Origin of the sequence: Enterococcus sp. AZ078, assembly GCF_051714985.1 — a bacterium.
GTDB lineage: Bacteria > Bacillota > Bacilli > Lactobacillales > Enterococcaceae > Enterococcus_B > Enterococcus_B hirae.
In genome coordinates, this window is record NZ_JBIOSW010000001.1 from 2,680,219 (window position 1) to 2,699,029 (window position 18,811).

The 18,811-nt window shown below is 39.2% G+C and carries 11 protein-coding genes and 1 other annotated feature; of the genes, 3 read left to right on the forward strand and 8 right to left on the reverse strand.

Going from position 1 to position 18,811, the window contains the following annotated elements:
* Positions 1-11: 11 nt before the first annotated feature.
* From IGJ18_RS12470 to IGJ18_RS12490, 5 genes are all read right to left on the reverse strand, one after another.
* Positions 12-1,991, reverse strand: a complete 1,980-nt coding sequence (locus IGJ18_RS12470; protein ID WP_010736973.1) for a BglG family transcription antiterminator — start codon at positions 1,989-1,991, stop codon at positions 12-14.
* Between the two features lie 16 nt (positions 1,992-2,007).
* A complete protein-coding gene (locus IGJ18_RS12475) occupies positions 2,008-2,322 on the reverse strand; it encodes a PTS cellobiose transporter subunit IIB (protein ID WP_010736972.1) in 315 nt (104 codons plus the stop codon).
* A gap of 221 nt (positions 2,323-2,543) precedes the next feature.
* Positions 2,544-6,233, reverse strand: a complete 3,690-nt coding sequence (locus IGJ18_RS12480) for a hypothetical protein (protein WP_438843395.1) — start codon at positions 6,231-6,233, stop codon at positions 2,544-2,546.
* A gap of 1,075 nt (positions 6,234-7,308) precedes the next feature.
* Entirely contained in the window at positions 7,309-9,723 is a 2,415-nt protein-coding gene (leuS, locus tag IGJ18_RS12485; RefSeq protein WP_034868000.1) for a leucine--tRNA ligase, read from the reverse strand.
* A gap of 125 nt (positions 9,724-9,848) precedes the next feature.
* Positions 9,849-10,059: a binding site (T-box leader), on the reverse strand.
* Between the two features lie 99 nt (positions 10,060-10,158).
* Complete coding sequence (locus IGJ18_RS12490; protein WP_438843396.1) at positions 10,159-12,159, reverse strand: muramidase-2; 2,001 nt, start codon at positions 12,157-12,159, stop codon at positions 10,159-10,161.
* Positions 12,160-12,540: 381 nt separating this feature from the next.
* On the opposite strand from IGJ18_RS12490, the gene IGJ18_RS12495 reads away from it, so the two are divergent.
* The 3 genes from IGJ18_RS12495 (at position 12,541) to IGJ18_RS12505 (ending at position 14,963) form a co-directional block, all read left to right on the forward strand.
* Entirely contained in the window at positions 12,541-13,191 is a 651-nt protein-coding gene (locus IGJ18_RS12495) for a phosphatase PAP2 family protein (protein ID WP_010721028.1), read from the forward strand.
* Between the two features lie 246 nt (positions 13,192-13,437).
* Complete coding sequence (locus tag IGJ18_RS12500; RefSeq protein WP_010736968.1) at positions 13,438-14,394, forward strand: TIGR01212 family radical SAM protein; 957 nt, start codon at positions 13,438-13,440, stop codon at positions 14,392-14,394.
* Complete coding sequence (locus tag IGJ18_RS12505; RefSeq protein ID WP_053766190.1) at positions 14,394-14,963, forward strand: class I SAM-dependent methyltransferase; 570 nt, start codon at positions 14,394-14,396, stop codon at positions 14,961-14,963. The genes IGJ18_RS12500 and IGJ18_RS12505 overlap by 1 nt, the downstream gene beginning before the upstream one ends.
* Positions 14,964-15,143: 180 nt before the next feature.
* Here IGJ18_RS12505 and IGJ18_RS12510 read toward each other — a convergent pair whose 3' ends face one another.
* The 3 genes from IGJ18_RS12510 to IGJ18_RS12520 are packed head-to-tail and all read right to left on the reverse strand — an operon-like array spanning position 15,144 to position 18,797.
* The gene (locus tag IGJ18_RS12510) at positions 15,144-15,971 is read right to left on the reverse strand and encodes a class C sortase (protein WP_063627623.1); all 828 of its coding nucleotides are present in this window, start codon (positions 15,969-15,971) and stop codon (positions 15,144-15,146) included.
* 26 nt (positions 15,972-15,997) lie between these two features.
* Positions 15,998-17,512: a SpaH/EbpB family LPXTG-anchored major pilin gene (locus tag IGJ18_RS12515; protein ID WP_438843397.1), complete on the reverse strand. Its 1,515-nt coding sequence runs from the start codon at positions 17,510-17,512 to the stop codon at positions 15,998-16,000.
* On the reverse strand, positions 17,505-18,797 hold the full coding sequence (locus tag IGJ18_RS12520) for a pilin N-terminal domain-containing protein (RefSeq protein WP_438843398.1): 1,293 nt from the start codon (positions 18,795-18,797) through the stop codon (positions 17,505-17,507). Before IGJ18_RS12520 ends, IGJ18_RS12515 begins: the two co-directional genes overlap by 8 nt.
* Between the last annotated feature and the right edge of the window lie 14 nt (positions 18,798-18,811).

Genomic DNA, 18,811 nt, shown 5'->3' on the forward strand with positions numbered 1-18,811 from the left:
CGTATTCCTCCTTATTCAATCACCTCGTCAAAATGATTGCTAAAATTTTCAAACGTTGGTTCAATTAAAATTTGTTGTTGCAAATCTGTGCGATCAATTAATTGCACAATTGCTTTTGTCACTATAGTAATTTCTTCGTTTTCAATAAAAGATGGTGACACGAGAAAAACAAATTTGATCTGTTGGTAATCATCCCAAAACATCCCCTCCGGAATCACTGCGACTGCAATTTTTGTCGTGACCCCTACTGGAATAGCTGGATGTGGGACTGCAACGGTTTCACTGAAGACAATCTGCCCCATTTTCTCTCGCTTGCTGATTTGTGCCATCATTTCAAGGGTATAATCTTTTACTTCGTCTTTTTCTAAAAGCGAGAGTAGGTCTAAAATCACCGTCTCTTTAGTTGGTCTTTCAGAATAGACTTTGTACCATCTTTCAGAAAGCTGGCCATGATAATCCTGTCTTTTTTTCGGAGAATCTGTGCAAATAGTTTTTATTCTTTTTGACGGACAAGGTTGTAAGTCCGCAATCGTCTGTCGAATTTTTTGGCTATCTAGTGGATTCAAAAAGACACTCACATGTAATACGGGGATCTTAAAAATCATCGTTGATAAATCGATTGATGAAATAATCATATCTACGCCCATCAAAGTCATTTCATTGATCTCGTAATAACCTTTGACATTGGTCACTAAGAGCATTTCGCCAAACTCAGCAAGCACACGATTCTTCAACAATTGCGCACTTCCATAACCAGTTGCACAAATGATCAATACACGTATTTTTTTCGCTGTTCTGACTTTTTCTAAAGCTGCCATGATGTGTAAGGTAAGATACGCCCATTCATCTTCATTGATCGTGAATTGTCGTAACATAGGCATTTGACTAAATATTCTTTTCGTCTGTTCAAAGGCGACCATATTTTCTTTTTTTATATCCTCAGTCAACGGATTCTCTAAAGTAATCCCTTGCCGTAGACGAACCACCATTGGCGTCAAATGATTAAGCAGACCATTTTTTAATTGTTGATCCTCAATCAGTGAATCGCCAAAAAAGTCGGCAAGCTGCTCAATCACTCTTGCTAATTCCTCGTAAAGCAGCTCATCATTTATTTTTTCGATGGGATTAGACTTAGCAACCAAATGCAATGTCAGATAATGAATTTCCGCTTCTGGAAAAGGTACTTTTGTCACACGATTCATTCGTTGAACGATCTTTTTTGCTACTTGATATTCACGGCGATCCACTAACTCTTCACTAAAATCTAAAGCTTCAATGGGGAATCCTTCGTTGATTCGCTTGATCGTTAAGGCTAGGTGTAATGCTAGATTTTGCATGATAAAATCAGAAACTTTTAAATTTGCTTCTCGGATCTCATCTAAAATAATGATTAAAACCTCTTCAAAATTGAATTCATTGAAAAAGTGACTGTTCACTAAATAATCTTTTAAAGAATTAGCTGCTTGATCACCAAAAAATGTGTCCATAATAAAATGGCGCTTGTTTTGCTCTGATCCTTCGATCCACATTCCTTGTCGCGGTTTAGAACAAATTTTTAACGCATAGGGCTCAATTTTTGCCTTTATCTCATTTAGATCATTGGATAAACTAGAACGGCTGATAAAGAGTTCCGACTCTAATTCATCCATAAAAATGGCTTCATCTTCTAGCAATAACTTATTCAACAGATATTTTTGCCTGTCTTCAGTTTCAAAAAATTCCATTTCAGACATGCCTTGATCAGCTGCGATATTTTGATGTTTTAAAAAAAATGCAAATGCCAAAGGCTTTAAGATCGCCAACTGATATCCTTGTCCTTGTTTGGCAATGATTTTTGCCCCATTTTTTTCAATTTTCTCTTTGACATCAACCATGTATTTACGGATTGTTCGATCAGATAAAGACAATTCAGAAGCAAGCTCATGACTAGTGATATATTTTTTTTGGTAGTTGATCAATAGCCCTAACAATGCTTTTTCGATCTGTTTCATCTTTATCCACTCCTAGTTAGATATTTTCTTCAATCAATTCCGCTAATTTCTGAATACCTGTGGGAATCGGAACATACGCTTGAAAGGGGATACTAACCACAGGTTTATCAACCGTTTTTCCTAGTTTAACAAACTTATCTAAAAACATCGTGGTTTGAGGACTAATGAGAAATAAATCAAAGTCGCTTGACTTGATCATTTTATCGCCTTCTGTCGCAGATACCGCATCGACTTCGATTTCTTCCCCCTTTTGTTTGAATAGATCCGTGGTCTTAGAAGCCATCATAGAAGATGACATCCCTGCTGCACAAATAATCAATGCTTTTTTCATTTTATTTGCTCCTTCCTTTTCGTTCTATTTAAAGTATAAATTGTAAACGTTTTCTTTACAAAAGAAATACTTCCGTATCGATTAGGAAGAAAAAAACATACAAAAAAAGAAACTGAGCTAAAACTTGCCTCAGTTTCTTTTTTAGTTGGTTAAAAAATTCTTTCTGTTTGTTTTCGGAACTATCCGATGCTTTCACGATCTCTTTTGAATAGGTCTATATCTCATGGTGTTTTAAAATGCAACTGCATCAAGTAACTAGGTCTGATTGGCGCATCTAAGGTTTCCGACAAGATGTTGTCACCTGCTGTTCCAAAGAAAGAGAACTCATAAGCATTCTGTTCACTTGTTAAAGTGACAAGTTCAACGGTTTCTGATAGATTTTGACCATTTGCTACTAAAACTACCTCTTGTTCATGATCCGTATTTTGCAAACCTAATGTCAGTTCAGTTAATCGTTCGGTTTCTTCAAGACTAGTCATGGCATCCACATAAACGGATACCGGACGGTTGGAATTATTTTTGATCTCATAATTTGGTGAAGCGATACCAGCTAGAATATCCTCCTGTACAAAACTCATACGTGCAGGAATGGTGACATCGATGTATTGTGCGTTAGATGTAATCGTCAATATTCCGTCTAGTTCTGTTTTATTGCCAAATTCATCAATCAATTTCAGCGTAAATCGATGATCGTCTGCAGGCAACTCAGAAAATTCTAAGCCATTCTCGAAAGTTAACTCAAGTCGGATATTTTCTGGTAAGGACCAATTGTCAGTTGGATCGCCATCTAACAACTCTCGTAAATCCGGCATTTCACTTCCTTGCTCATAGACAAGTGAATCTCTTAGCTTTCCTTCTGGAGGTGTTGTATCCTCGATCAATAGATTTATAGGTGAAAAGTGTTGTTGGTTTCCTGCTTCGTCTGTTAGAACAGAGGCTACAACATACGCAGTAGCTGAAGGCACTTTCCCAGCAACTTCAAACTTTCCTCCTTGAAGATCCTCCAGCCCAATCGTAATCTTTTCTGGTAAACTCCAATTATCTTGTAAAGTCCCTTCTTTAATCACACTCATTAACTCTTCTCGGCTAAGACTGCCTGTACGTCTTGCTTCAAATGAAACACTCCGTTCAAACTCTGCTGTCGGTGCCTTCGTATCTACTACTGTATATTTAGTAGTAAGTTCTTGCGTGTGATTCGTTGTTTTGTTTTTCACAGCAACTGTTACTTCTCCAGTTGCTCCAGGTGCCCATTCTTTCGGTCCATTAGTCAGACGATACTCATAATCATCGGTATCTTTTGGTCGTTTATCAAACCATGATTCTAGAATCGTCCGAGATAATTCTTGGCTTCGTTGGGCTTCAACAACCACTTCAGACTTTATTTCAAACCGTTCACCGATGTACAACTTCCCCTTAAGTTCTCTAGCATTTCCCCTTTCATCCGTCAAGGTTAACGTAAACTCGTGCGCCCCTTCAGGTAATTCTGAAAACTGCTTGCCGTCCTTGAAGCTTAACGCAAGTTTGATATTTTCTGGTAGCGACCAGTTGTCGGTGGGTTCGCCATCTAATAACTCTCGTAAATCTGGCTCTTTACTGCCTTTTTCAAAAAACAGTGACTCCTTAAGCTTGCCCTCTGGTGCTTGCGTGTCAACGACTGAAATATTTTTCATGTATCGAGCCGTATTTCCAGCTTCATCTGTTAAAGTAACAAAAATACTACCATACATACTTGGTGCCTTTCCAACAAGTTCAAACGGTTCATTTGCGGATCCGATGTTAGTCAATCCGATCGTAATCTTTTCTGGTAAACTCCAATTATCTTGCAGATCACTCTCAATCAACAGTTCTCGTAGTTCTGCTTGCGTGAGCGCACCTGTACGCCTTGCTTCAAACACGATCTCTTTTTTAAGTGTTGCGGTGGGTGCTTTAGTGTCTACGACGGAGTATTTCGTTTCATATTCTTTTGTTTCATTCGTTGCTTTATTTGTGACAGCGACTGTTGCTTGTCCGTTAGTGTCTGGTGCCCATTCTGCCGGTCCGGAGACTAGACGATAGTCATAACTGTCAGGATTGTTTGGTAATTGTTCAAACCAGCTTTTGAGAATTTCAGTTGATAGCTCTTTGGCTCTTTGTGCTTGGACAACCACTTCCGATTTGATTTTAAACGCATCACCGACGTGTAACGTACCTTTGAGCTCTTTAGGATTTCCAGCCTCATCCGTCAAGGTTAGCGTAAATTTATGCTCTCCCCTAGGTAATTCCGAGACTTGCTTGCCGCCATCAACAGCCAACGAAAGACTGATTTTTTCTGGCAAGGACCAATTGTCGGTTGGATCACCCTCTAGTAAACCTCTTAAATCTTTCAGTTCCATTCCTTGTTCAATCACGATTTTGTCTTTTAGTTTCCCATCAGGAGGCGTAGTATCAACCACTTGGATACGATAACCACTTCCCGTAGCAGCATTCCCTGCTTGGTCGGTCACACGTACCTTGACAATTTCAACACCTGGTTGAGTCCCAGCAATCTCCCAAGGAACGTTGGAACCGTTATAATCAAATAACTCAATCTGGAGATCCTCCGGTTTACTCCAGTTATCTTCTAGTTTTTCAAATATACTCCTTAGTTCTTCATCAGTGAGACTCCCTTTTCGTCTAGCCTCCAATGGTGCATCCCTGATTACTGTGTATTTTGGTGCAGTAGTATCTACAACAGTATAGTTAGTCGTAAATTCTTGCGTGTTATTCGTTGTTTTATTTTTGACAATAACTGTAGCTTTTCCAGTTGCTCCAGGTGCCCATTCTGCCGGTCCGGAAGACAGACTATAGTCATAATTCCCTGAATTCTCCGATATCGTAGAAAACCACGATTTTAGGATGCTCGTAGACAGTTCTTTTCCTCTTTGTGCTTCAACGGTCACTTCATTTTTAATCTCAAATTCAGGTTGCTCTTTCTTCACCGTAATCGTTCCCAGCAAAGCATTGACATACGAAACATCTTCGATCGGGATCGAGTCTAAAACAGAGTATTGGGAGGCTACAGCCGTCGTCCCTAGTTTCACGTCTCCGTTAAGTACTAATCGATCTTCTTTTGCACTGGTTGATGCCAGCCTAGTGATCGTGACGGTAAAAGATGCGGCATAAGAAGAAATACTAGGCTTCGTAACCGTCACTTGGTACCCATTGACACTTTGATCAGATGGAATCGTTAACGTATACGTTCCGCGGTAAGATGAATGATTCCCATAATACATCGTATCGTATGGATAATCATCCGTTGTGGTTAGATTACTTGCTATCCAAGAAATCCAACCATGATCTTTATCTTGAGTGACCTTCTCATAGGTAGGCACATTCACAGTAAAGGAAGTCTTCGAACCAACGGCAGCTCCCAACATAATAGTGCGATTAATCTGTGTCGCTAACGTTTTCTCAATATAACTTTTTTTCCCATTTGCTATCAGATCAGGTCGATATTTATCTAGGTTTGGTAAATTATTCTTCCTTAACTCAGCACTTTGTCGAAGGACTGGTGGTACAGGATCTTCCCATGGAGTCACAGGTTCCGTTACTTCAGTTGGCTGTTCAGTTGGTATTTCAGTTGGTACTTCTTCCACTTCTTGTTCTTCAACGATCGGTACTTCCTCAACTACAGGTGCTTCTTCTACGATTTCCTCTGTATTTTCTTCTACTGGCTCCTCTACCTCGATTGACTCTTCTGTTGAGTCGTTTGCAGCTGTTTCAGGTGAAACAGGTTCTTGCATCACTGGTTGTTCCCCTTGATTTTGTAAATCCTGTACAAACTCCGTATCTAGTTCTGGTGGTGCTTCCTCAGCAAAAACGGTTAATGGATAAAGACAATTTTGGAACAACAACAAAGAGGTTGTTATCGTTCGCAAATGCTTGCTTTTCAAATTTTCTGTCCTCCTCTCTTACTAATACACTCACTCTTTTTCCTTGCTCAAATTCTCTAAAAGGAAAGATTAAATAAACAAAATTTTTATTATTTCTTATGAACATTCCTAATGTGAACGTTCCTAATATTTGTAAAAGGTTACTTTTTTGCTCATGAGATGATAGTTTATTTGACTATTAACATAACAAAAATCACTATGTAAAGAAAAATTTTTCATTTTAATCTTACGTATACTCACCTCCAAAAACATATGAAACACCTACACTAAAATTATCTACGATTATCCGCTTAGAACAAAACCTTTTTTTACCGATAGAATGGTAATTTTTAACAGATTTGCGGTTGTTTCATCGGCCTGTCATTTTTCTAAAATAAAAAAAACATAATAGCGTAATACTATAGCTTGGTATTAAAAAAAAAGAAAACATGCCAACTAAATAAAAATAACAATGTTTTAAAAAAATGTGTCATTTGTTTACGTTCAAAAGGTATCACGATGCAAATATTATGAGACATAAGCAATTTTAATAAAACACTTTTTGTTTTTTTCACTTTTGTAACTAACAAAAAATAACTGTTCATCTTGGATAGTCATTCACAAAAAAAAAACGTCAGCAAACTTCCACTCGGTGAATGGTTCTAACTCTTCAATTGAAATTTTCTTTGTTTTAGTTTCTCTTCACTTTATTTTTCTATAAAAGAGTTTGAGAGGAAGCGACCCAAGACAAATAAATAGTATTTAAGCATCTGCTCGGAGCTATCCGCCTCTTTCACGATCTTATCCACGGTGTTTCAAGCTCTAACGGAAAATAAGCCGAAGAAAGAGGTTGAGCCAACACTTGGCTCAACCTCTTCTCCGGCTTATTTCTCGGAGCTAGACACTTTTGTCATAATCTCTTTTCCTACGTTTAGTCAGTTATAAACTTGCTGAACTGATTGCGACTTATAAAACATCTTAAAATACTGAAACAGCCAAAATTGTTTTTAATGATCTGTTCTTCATTCTGAAAGTGGCTCTGAGTTTCATCGAAAGCTCCTTCAACAATCTCTTATAATTCACTTGTTCCTGCTTTTTAATTAGCTACGATATTTACTAATTTATTTGGTACAACGATCACTTTACGAACGGTTTTTCCAGCAATGTTTTCTTTGATCGTTTCATTGTTCATCGCTATTTTTTCAAGTTCATCTTTTGGTAAGTCACGTGAAACATTAGCTTTTCCTCGGACCTTACCATTGATTTGGAAGACAACTTCGATTTCATCTTCGACTAAAGCTGACTCATCATAAGTTGGCCAAGCTGCGTAAGAAATCCCTTCCTCATTTCCTAAGATTGCCCATAGTTCTTCACCCATGTGTGGTGCGATCGGTGCCAACAATTGAACAAATCCTTCGATATATTCATAAGGTAGTGCATCCACTTTATACGCTTCATTGACAAACACCATTAATTGAGAGATGGCTGTATTGAAGTGAAGATTTTCGTAATCTTCCGTAACTTTTTTGACGGTTTGATGATACACTTTATCTAATTTTCCATCATTTAAAGTGGTGATTCGATCACGCATCTTATTGTTTTCATCCACGATCAAACGCCAAACACGATCTAAGAATTTGCGGCTTCCTTCTAGTCCATTTTCACTCCAAGCAATCGATGCGTCTAATGGTCCCATAAACATTTCATATAATCGTAATGTATCTGCGCCATATTTGGCCACGACATCATCTGGATTAACGACATTGCCACGTGATTTAGACATTTTTTCGTTGTTTTCTCCCAAGATCATTCCTTGGTTGTATAATTTTTGGAATGGTTCCTTTGTAGGTACAACACCGATATCATATAAGAATTTGTGCCAGAAACGAGCGTACAGCAAGTGAAGAACGGCATGTTCTGCTCCACCAATGTAGATATCTACTGGCAACCAGCGTTCTAATTTCTCATAGTTCGCTAATTCTGTTTTATTATGTGGATCGATATAACGTAAATAATACCAAGAACTTCCTGCCCATTGTGGCATTGTATTGGTTTCACGGCGACCTTTTTTGCCAGTCACAGGATCGACAACATTCACCCATTCTTCGATGTTGGCAAGTGGCGATTCTCCTGTTCCACTTGGTTTGATATTAGTCGTTTTAGGCAAACGTAATGGCAGCTCTTCTTCTGGTAAAGCTGTGACTGTACCATCTTCCCAATGAATGATCGGAATTGGTTCCCCCCAGTAACGTTGACGTGAGAATAACCAGTCACGTAAACGATAGCTGACTTCTTTTTTCCCACAACTATTTTCTTCTAACCATTCATTCATTTTAGCAATGGCTTCTGCTTTATTCATGCCATTCAAAAATTCAGAATTGATATGAGGACCATCTTCTGTATAAGCAGCCTCTTCAATATTTCCTCCTTCGATCACGGGAAGAATTTCTAAATCAAAGGTTTTTGCAAATTCATAATCACGTTCATCGTGAGCAGGCACAGCCATGATTGCTCCAGTACCATAAGAAGCTAACACATAGTCAGCGATCCAGATCGGGATCTCTTTTCCATTAACTGGATTGATGGCATAAGCTCCAGTAAAGACACCCGTTTTTTCTTTCGCTAGATCTGTACGTTTCAAATCTGATTTTTTAGCTGTCTCTTCGATGTATGCTTCAACTGCTGCTTTTTGTTCTGGCGTCGTGATTTCTTGCACCAAGTCTAATTCAGGAGCTAAAACAGAGTACGTTGCGCCAAACAGTGTATCTGGTCGTGTGGTAAAAATCGTGTACGTTTTGTCTGTTCCAGCAACTTTAAATTCCACATTTGCTCCTACTGAACGACCGATCCAGTTGCGTTGCATTTCTTTGATGCTATCTGGCCAATCTACTAAATCAAGATCATCAAGTAAACGATCTGCGTATGCAGTGATCTTTAGCATCCACTGACGCATTGGTTTGCGGACGACATCGTAGCCGCCACGTTCACTTTTTCCATCGATCACTTCTTCATTAGAGATCACCGTACCAAGTTCAGGTACCCAGTTAACTGCTACTTCTGCTTCATATGCCAAACCTTTTTCGTATAATTTTGTAAAGATCCATTGTGTCCATTTGTAATATTCTGGATCAGTTGTGTTGACTTCACGATTCCAGTCATAACTAAACCCTAAAGAATTGATTTGACGACGAAATGTTTCAATGTTTTTTTGTGTAAATTCAGCTGGATCATTTCCTGTATCTAATGCGTACTGTTCGGCTGGTAGTCCGAACGCATCCCATCCCATCGGATGCAAGACATTGAATCCTTGACTGCGTTTAAAACGAGATAAGATATCTGTTGCTGTATAGCCTTCCGGATGTCCAACATGCAAGCCTTGACCTGATGGGTATGGAAACATATCCAACGCATAGAACTTTGGTTTTTCAGGATCATCATGGGTATTGAAGGTATTGTTTTTTGCCCAGTATTTTTGCCATTTCTTTTCGATTTCTTTATGGTTATAACTCATTTTCTATCCCCCTGATCTATTTGTACTTCCACATTAATCTGTCGAAGTTTAGTGAAGTCTAGCCTCACCTTTTTGTTTTTTTCATCTGAAGAAAACAAAAAAGTCCTATAAAAAGATTGCTCTTTTTATAGGACGTAATCTACGTGGTACCACCTAATTTTGCCTTTTCACAAAGGCCTCAAACGTTGTAACGGTCGTCACCGCTCCTACTTACTCTGTTTGTGATTTCAGTAGGCGCAACTCAAAGGCGAGTTCAAAAGCGTCCGTACACATTTCCACCAACCATGTGCTCTCTAAAACTTTCGACTTTTTACTACTTCCTTTTCAGGCGTTGATTTTTATTTACTCAAAAGTGTAGATTCATAGTAACAAATAAATGCTACAAGTTCAAATATTATTTCACACATTTACTGATTTCCTGCCATGTATCATTACTTATTTTTTGACGATCAACTGTTGTCCCGGATAAATAAAGTTATTCTTGATATTATTCCATTCGATCAATTGATTCATGGTGATTCCATGACTATCGGCAACGCCCCATACTGATTCGCCTGCTTTGACGGTATAGGTTTTTTCATCTGATTTCGCTGGCGTTGATTGTGCAGTGCCTTTTTTAACGATGACTTCTTGTCCTGGATAAATAAAATTATTTTTGATGTTGTTCCATTCAATCAACTGATCCATCGTAATATGGTGTTTATTGGCAACGCCCCACACCGATTCGCCTGCTTTAACGGTGTACTTCGTATCACCCGTTGAAGAAGCCGTTGGAGTTGTAGAAGCTGGCGTTGAAGCTGTTGGTTTGGTTGTTGCTGTTGCGCTTGCTTTACTGCTTCCACCTTTGACGATCAATTTCTGTCCTGGATAAATGAAGTTATTCTTAATATTGTTCCATTCAATCAACTGGTTCATGGAAATCCCATTTTTATTTGCAACACCCCATACTGATTCGCCTGCCTTGACAGTATAAGTCGCTTGCCCTGTCGCAGTTGAGCTGGTATTGCTTGATGCGGTGTTCTTGTTATTAGCTGTCGAAGCGGACGCATTACTTGAAGATGAGCCACCTTTGACAATCAATTTTTGCCCTGGGTAAATAAAATTATTTTTAATATTGTTCCATTGAATCAGTTGGTTCATGGAAATTCCAAATTTATTCGAAACACTCCAAACCGATTCGCCTGCTTTGACAGTATAAGTACTTCCAGAAGTAGTACTTCCTGTATTTGCCGTATTACTAGATGCATTACCTGTCGATGTATTAGAAGTAGAACCGCTTGCTGAAGAACTACCTTTTGAAACAACCAACTGTTGACCTGGATAAACAAAGTTATTCTTGATGTTATTCCATTCGATCAGTTGATTCATCGAAATCCCATGATCATTCGCAATTTTCCAAACAGAATCGCCTGATTTAACCGTATATTTTGCACCAGTTGCTTGCCCCGTACTGCCAGACGTATTCGTGTTGCCAGAAGTATTTCCAGAAGAAGCATTATTACCAGTGTTAGTGGTTGAAGAACCTGCAGATTGGCCACCTTTGATCGTTAATTTTTGTCCTGGATAGATAAAATTATTTTTGATATTATTCCATTCGATTAACTGCGCCATCGTGATTCCAAATGAATGAGAGATTCCCCAAACGGAGTCTCCTGATTTGACGGTATAAGTCGTACCAGTCGTAGTTGCAGAACCGCCTGAGTTCCCACTAGTACTTACAGAATTGGATGTATTTCCCGTATTCCCGCCATTTCCAATCGTTGCACCGCCTCCAGCGTTGCCGCTAGCTGGTGTATCGTATTTGGTCAATCCATAGGTTGTAATAATATTGTTTAGTTTTCCAGCGTACCCTGGATCAGTTGCATAACGACCTGTCAAACAAGCAGTAGCATCAGTATAAGATTTAGTGTTGCTTTTCCAAGTACCTGCATAATAATAGCCATTACCAAAAGAGGTATTTCTTAAAACATAGGCATTGTCATTAAATGACTCTGCAAAAGAAGGGTACTGACGGAAAGGTTCTTTTTTAGATACCCATTTATTGTTAAGATATTCGAGTGTATCCATATAAACAGTTTGACCTTGATAACTTCCTTTAATCCCAAATAGATTATAGTAAGGTGCTTGTGACAAGGCACTACTTCCCCAACCACTTTCGACGACTGCTTGAGCAATCATGACTGAGGCATATAAATCGTTGGCTTGAGCAATTGGTTGTGCATACGTAGCAATCTCAGCAATAAACGCTGCTGTATTGATTCTGGCACCGAATTGTGTGGGGGTTTGATCAGCATCTACTTGTACAGGCTGAATCAATGGCGCTGCCACAGAACAGCCGACCATCGCCGTACCGACAAGTGCAGCACTACGTTTTACTTTACGAAAACGTTTGGTTTCATTTAAACGTCTACGTTCTTTTCTTGCAATGTTTTCCATCTTCTATCCTCCAACTTCTATCTACAATTTCTATACTATTATAATAATTATAACTTCTCTTAATCTTTATTAAAAGTTATTTAAGTGTGTGACTGCTTATTGTAATCAGACTGTAACCTTTCGTAATGTTCAACACTGAGAAAAAAATAGCACCTTTCCCCGCTTGATTTTAACGACTTTTAACAAATAATCGATTTAAACTTTCCCAGTCAAAGTATGTCAGTTATATTACTTGAAAATGTCTAGGAGATTACAAAGTGATTTACAAATAAAATACCTTTTTTATTTTTTGATTAAGTGCTCGATTCTATAAATAATTATGGATATTATTTATAGAGAGAATAATGCTATAATGAGTCATTGTTGAAAAGGAGGATATTTATGAAGCAACGTACAACTTTTCATGTAGCTGGAGCTTGTTTTTTACTGCTCTTTTTAGTCTTAGGCTACATTGTCAAATACCGTATTTCTTTACTGGCGGGATTTGATCAATCAATAACAGAAATGATCCGCGCTCCCTACCCCCATTGGAATGCTTATCAGCTGTTTATGACAAAATTTGGCAATCCACTCACGGTCATCTTAGTCTTCTTGCTGGTTTCATTTTTGTTATGGTGGAAGAAAAAAAGACCTGAAATGATTTGGTTAGCGGTTAATTTTATTGCCATTGCTGGGATCATCAATCCTGTGATCAAACTATTCGTGATGCGCGTTCGCCCAACCCTTGAACACCTTGTGGTAGAGCACAGTTACAGTTTTCCTAGTGGTCATGCAGCTGGTAGTATGATTTTATATGGTACACTGATTTTTCTAATTCCTGTCATTATTCAAAAAAAGGTCTTTCGTCCATTGATTCAAATACTTCTAGCGTTTATTATAGTAAGTGTTGGGATTAGCCGTATTTATTTAGGCGTTCATTTTCCAAGTGATATTCTAGGCGGCTTTTTACTTAGCCTCTCGTGGTTATGCTTCACGTATCCAATTTATCGAACCCAAAAAGAAAAATGGCTAAACACGCAGAAAACGTCTTGATCTCACACAAGTATTTTTTAGTGAGAACTTTTGTTACAAATCATCCAAATCAATAAAAAATTGTGGAGAGACAGTTAACTTTTTTCTTTGATGATTAGTTAATCTGTCTCTTTACTTGATTCTAAGAACGATTCTCGTTATAAAGTGCTTAGATTTTACGTCATTCATCAGGTATAATGATCTGAATCGTTCAATACGAGTAGAAGAAAGTGATGAATTTAGCACCATTAAGAAAGAAGGATAACAATGGAATTTACATATTCAGATGGAAATAAACGCTACCACTCATGGAATTATGCGTTAAGAAATGAATTTGGCGGGAAAATTTTCAAAGTGCCAATCGATGGAGGATTTGACTGCCCCAATCGTGATGGTACAGTGGCCCACGGGGGCTGTACTTTTTGTAGTGTTTCTGGATCAGGTGATATGATCGTCGCTCCCGAAGACCCATTACCTATTCAGTTCCATAAAGAAATCGATATGATGCATCAAAAATGGCCAGGGGTAACCCAATATATCGTTTATTTCCAAAATTTCACGAATACTCATGCACCTGTAGAAATCATTCGTGAGCGTTTTGAACAAGTGATCAACCTTCCTGGTGTTGTCGGGTTGTCGATTGGTACTCGCCCAGACTGCTTACCAGATGCGGTCGTGGATTATCTCGCAGAACTAAATGAACGGCTTTATCTGTGGGTCGAATTAGGATTACAAACGACTTTTGAAGAAACCTCTACACTGATCAATCGCGCACATGACTACCAAACTTACCTTGATGGTGTGAATAAATTACGAAAACATGGCATTCGTGTCTGCACTCACTTAATCAACGGTTTACCTGGTGAAACATTAGAAATGATGCGTGAAAATGTCCGACGTACGATCCTTGATTCAGATATCCAAGGAATCAAGCTTCACTTAATGCACTTGATGCGCAAAACAAGGATGCTTCGTGATTATCATGAAGGTCGTTTACAACTGATGACCCGTCCTGATTATGTCAATGTGATTTGTGATCAATTGGAAATGATCCCTCAAGAAATCATTATCCATCGGCTTACCGGTGATGCCCCTTGGGATTCGTTGATCGGACCAATGTGGAGTTTGAAAAAGTGGGAAGTCTTGAATGCGATAGATGAAGAATTGGTTCGTCGCAATAGTTATCAAGGGAAATTTGATGTTCGTAAAGGAGTGCGTTGCTAATGCTACAAACTGCTTTACACTTTAGCCATACATTATTAAAAGAAATCCTGCAACCAGGTGACCATGCTATTGATGCCACAATGGGTAATGGCTACGATACGCTTTTTATGGCTGAATTGGTCGGGAAGACCGGACATGTTTACAGTTTTGATATCCAACCTGCTGCCTTGCAATCCACGAAAGAAAAACTCGCTGAACAAGCATTGACCGATCGAGTCTCTCTTTATTTACAAGGTCATGAGACACTGGGGAATGTCGTGGCTCCAGAGCAACCAATCAAAGCAGGGATTTTCAATCTAGGTTATCTTCCTAAGAGTGATAAAGCAATCATTACTTTACCTGAAACAACGAAAATCGCAATGGAAGAGATACTGAAACGTTTAGCCCCTCGAGGACGCATGATTATCGTCGTCTACTATGGTCATGAAGGTGGGAAATCAGAACTGGATATGGTACAACAGTTTTGTCAAATGCTCCCTCAAGATCAGTATAATGTTTTAAACTATCAATTTATTAATCAAAAAAACAATCCACCGATTTTGTATTGTGTGGAGAAGAAAAAATGTTGAAATAATTGGCTTTGTTCAATTACTCCGTTCGCTTCTTTATGGCTTATCAATGTTTTTTGGACAGTTTTGTTAATTGACGAATATAAAAAAGCCCATAACTAGAAAGTTTTCACTAAGCTTTCTATGGTTATGGGCTTTTTCTCATTGTTGGTTCTCTCAAGTAATCCAACATGTCTTTTTCTATTCTATTGGCTTTTCACGTATGACTCGCAGAATGAACAGGGATAGACTTCCTACAAAGAGCAATAAAATGAGTAAGATCATGAGATTGAGCCACCATTGTCTTTGTTCTGCATTCGCTTCTTTTTGGGCTAGTTCTTCTGTATAAGGCACTCGATGTCCTCTGACTAATAATCGATGGGAATTGATCATATACGGTGTACAGGTGACTAAAGTCACGAGATCTTCCTCTGGATAAATTTTTAGAGAGCTAACGTCGTCAGGGGTCACAATAGTGATGTCATTCACTTCATAGGCCAACTTTTCTTCTGCATAGGTGATAATGAAAATATCCTCCAACTCCAGTTGATCGAGATCCGTAAAAAGTTTTCTTTCAGGAATCCCACTATGGGCAGAGATCACACTATGATTATTTTTGCCGCCAGTAGGATAGGACGTTCCTTCCAAAACACCAGCACCATATTGGAGGATCGTTGGGCTTGCATGGTCAAACAGCGGAACACTGATCCTAATCTTAGGAATTTGAATCGAACCAATCAAGTGATTTGCTAAATAATTAGCGAGGTCCGCTTCTTTCCGTCCAGTGTAGGTTGGGAGCGTGATCGCTCCCATGCCTCTTTCTGCTAGTTCTTGATTATACTTTTTGGCTCTTTCTCGTGCCTGTTGCTGTTCTGCTTTCGTTTTTTGAGACTCATTGATACGATAATGATCAACGAGTTGGTTGAAGGCATTGACATAAAAAGGATAACTCGCAATTAATCCACCTGTTAAAAAAAGGAGATACATCACGATCCGAAGCCACTTTTTTGGTCGCTGTTTTTGGGACATTATATATTCCCTCCTTCAAAACCTGTTTACATTGGCTTTTTTTTCGTTTGTCGATAAACGACGTAGGCTGCTAAGAGAATCAGTCCCCCGATCAGCAGGAAAATATAGATGCCCATACCACCGGTTTCCGGTAAAAGCCCTTGAGGTTGGTTTTCGATCGTAACTAAAGGTGTCTCTGAAGCAGTTGAATCAATTTCAAAAGTGGTATAAGGATCTAAAATGACGTAACCACTTGGAGCCGTCACCTCTTCCAACGTGTAGGTTCCCGCTTTAAAGCCCCGAATATCAAAATAGCCATCTGGTCCTGAGGTTATTTCTGTCCCGACATCATCCCAACCAATCAAGACATTCTCTTCATTCAGACGTGCGTACAATACTTGACCATCAGAATCTTTAAAAATCCGAAAGACCGCCCCACTTAATGGATTACCATCATGACTATTGATCTTTCTAAATTGATGCTCATTCGTCTTGACTTTTGGTCCATCTAAGATCGTAGGATCCGAGCCAAAATCGATTGTGGCGGTATTATCAGATAGTTGAGTGATTGCATCACCCGTGAGCGACATGTCATAAGAAATCGTGAGCGTTTTTCCTTGTAATAATTCAACCACTTCCTCATTGTCAATGTGGAAAGTAATCGTAAACCCAACATTCGGAGTAGCTGTATCAATCGTAAAATAACTACTAGGTACCGCTACACCATCAATCAATACTTCGATTGAATCAGGGGTCGTTAGTCGCAATCCATTAGTTGGTGTATCCGTGATTTCGAAAAATGCTTTGTTACCTAAGTCACGGGGAACAGCAACCGTCAACAGATAATTTAAGATGTCATCTGTTCCAACATCATAGTAGGTTACTTGATTCCCATCTTGAGTGATTGTTACTTCATTAAACCGACCGCTATCTACTAAAGTTTTCGAATGTTCTTTCAAAATATTTTTAGGATAGAGGTGGATCTCTGTTAGTTCTCCATCACCAGCATAGACTGGCAAAGCCAAAAGTAGTGGGTATGCCATTTCATATATATTCGCTGGTGATTCTTCTTCGACAAAGAGATAAACAGCATCTCTACCTTGGGCATCTTTTCGAGGTAATTGGTCAAAGACCGCAATCCCCTGTCTGTTTGGATCGGTCTCGCCACTTGCTGTTGCTGTCACTTTAGTCTGCAAAGGGTCACTGGCATAATCAGGGGCTCTTTTATATAAAGCCGCATCAGACTGGATTCTTTCCAAGGCTTCTCGTGCTGTTTTCCCATCCTCTCTGATAGAACGAAAATATTGTTCTGTGACATCATAGACAGAAAATGTCACGCCGTCTAACGGATCACCGCCAAAGTTTTCCATTAGTTCACCAGTATTCTGTTGATACGCTTCTTTCGGGATTTCATCCTGCCAAACACGTTTATGAAGCGTGACATTCACATGCTCTGGGGCTGCTGCTACTGGAAGACTCATTCCTAAAATACTGAATGCCGAAAACAACAACGTAGCAAGCATCACGAATATCCTGAATTTATTCTTTTTACTTTCAGTCATCTTCTTCCCTCCTAGTTTTGTTCATGTACTTCCTTAACAAGTAAGCCAGTAATAACAACGCAATGCCTAAAATAGCTAGCGCTTGTCTCATTTCTGCAGTACGTGGTAACAGACGATTGAATAACTGTTCCGTCCCTGTCGCTGTTCCTCCTTGTCCTCCCCCAGCATCCGTTGGCAGATCATCGTCCTTTTGAGACTCTCCTGCTCGTGAAATGTTATAGATTCTAGGCCCTTTCTCTATCGATTCGTCCTGTTCATCAGAAAAAGGTTCCGACATTTTTTGTTCATTAAGTGTCATGAATAAAAACTCACCTGATTCATTTTTCCAAGTATTTGGGATAAATAATGGAATCTGCCGATTTTCTTCACTGATCTCATACCCCGGAAGAGTTTGCAATTCTTCAAAATAGTATTCACCACCGATCAAAAAATGGTCTGCTATCTTGACACGCCCTGCAGCATCAGAGATGAAGGTTGCGATTGCTTCATCGTTTAAGGGATCATCACTTTGTTTCCACACATCCCCTAATGCCTCCTGATTTTGCGCTAAATAGATTTTTTCCCCAGCTTCGTTATAACGAAACAGGGAAAAAATCACACCTTCGAGAGGTTCGGTCTGCTCAGTGTCTTCTTCTTTGCCATATTTGTAAAAATACGGTTGTCGAAAATACCCAGCATTTTTAGGGTAAAGATGAATCTGAGTCAGCTCTACTTCATTTAATGGGTCCATTAGAGGCAAGCCAATCATTATCGGTGCAGCATTTGTCACATTGAAATAACTAGTTTGCTGGGAATGATCCTCAACGATCAGATAAATTCCATAGTGACCGTTGTGCTTTCTGGGAACATCGACCACACCCACTCCTTCGCCAAATTCAGCATGAGTCTGCGTTAGGACAGGGCTACCTGTCACTTCTTCTAATTGCTGCTCTGCAATAAATTGTTCGATCTGGATCGGGTTCATCTGTCCCAAGCGTTTAGGTAAAGCTTGCGCATCTTCTTGTGATTGAAGATAATAATCCGTCAAATGATAGACATGAAACGTGGCGCCATTATAAGGAACACTCAGACCAAGGCCATTTAAGTTAGCCAATTCATTTTCTGTCAATTGTCTGCCATTTGATGGAGAGGTCTGTGGATCTGTGATCGACTCATCTACAAGGACTCTCTTGTGTAAGATGAACGTCACAGTCTCAGGATCAGTAGCATAGCCTCTATATGGGAAGAATCCGGTTACTAACAGCAGACCTAGCAGCAGCCATTGAAACATTCTTTTTTTCTGCATATCCTCTACTCCTT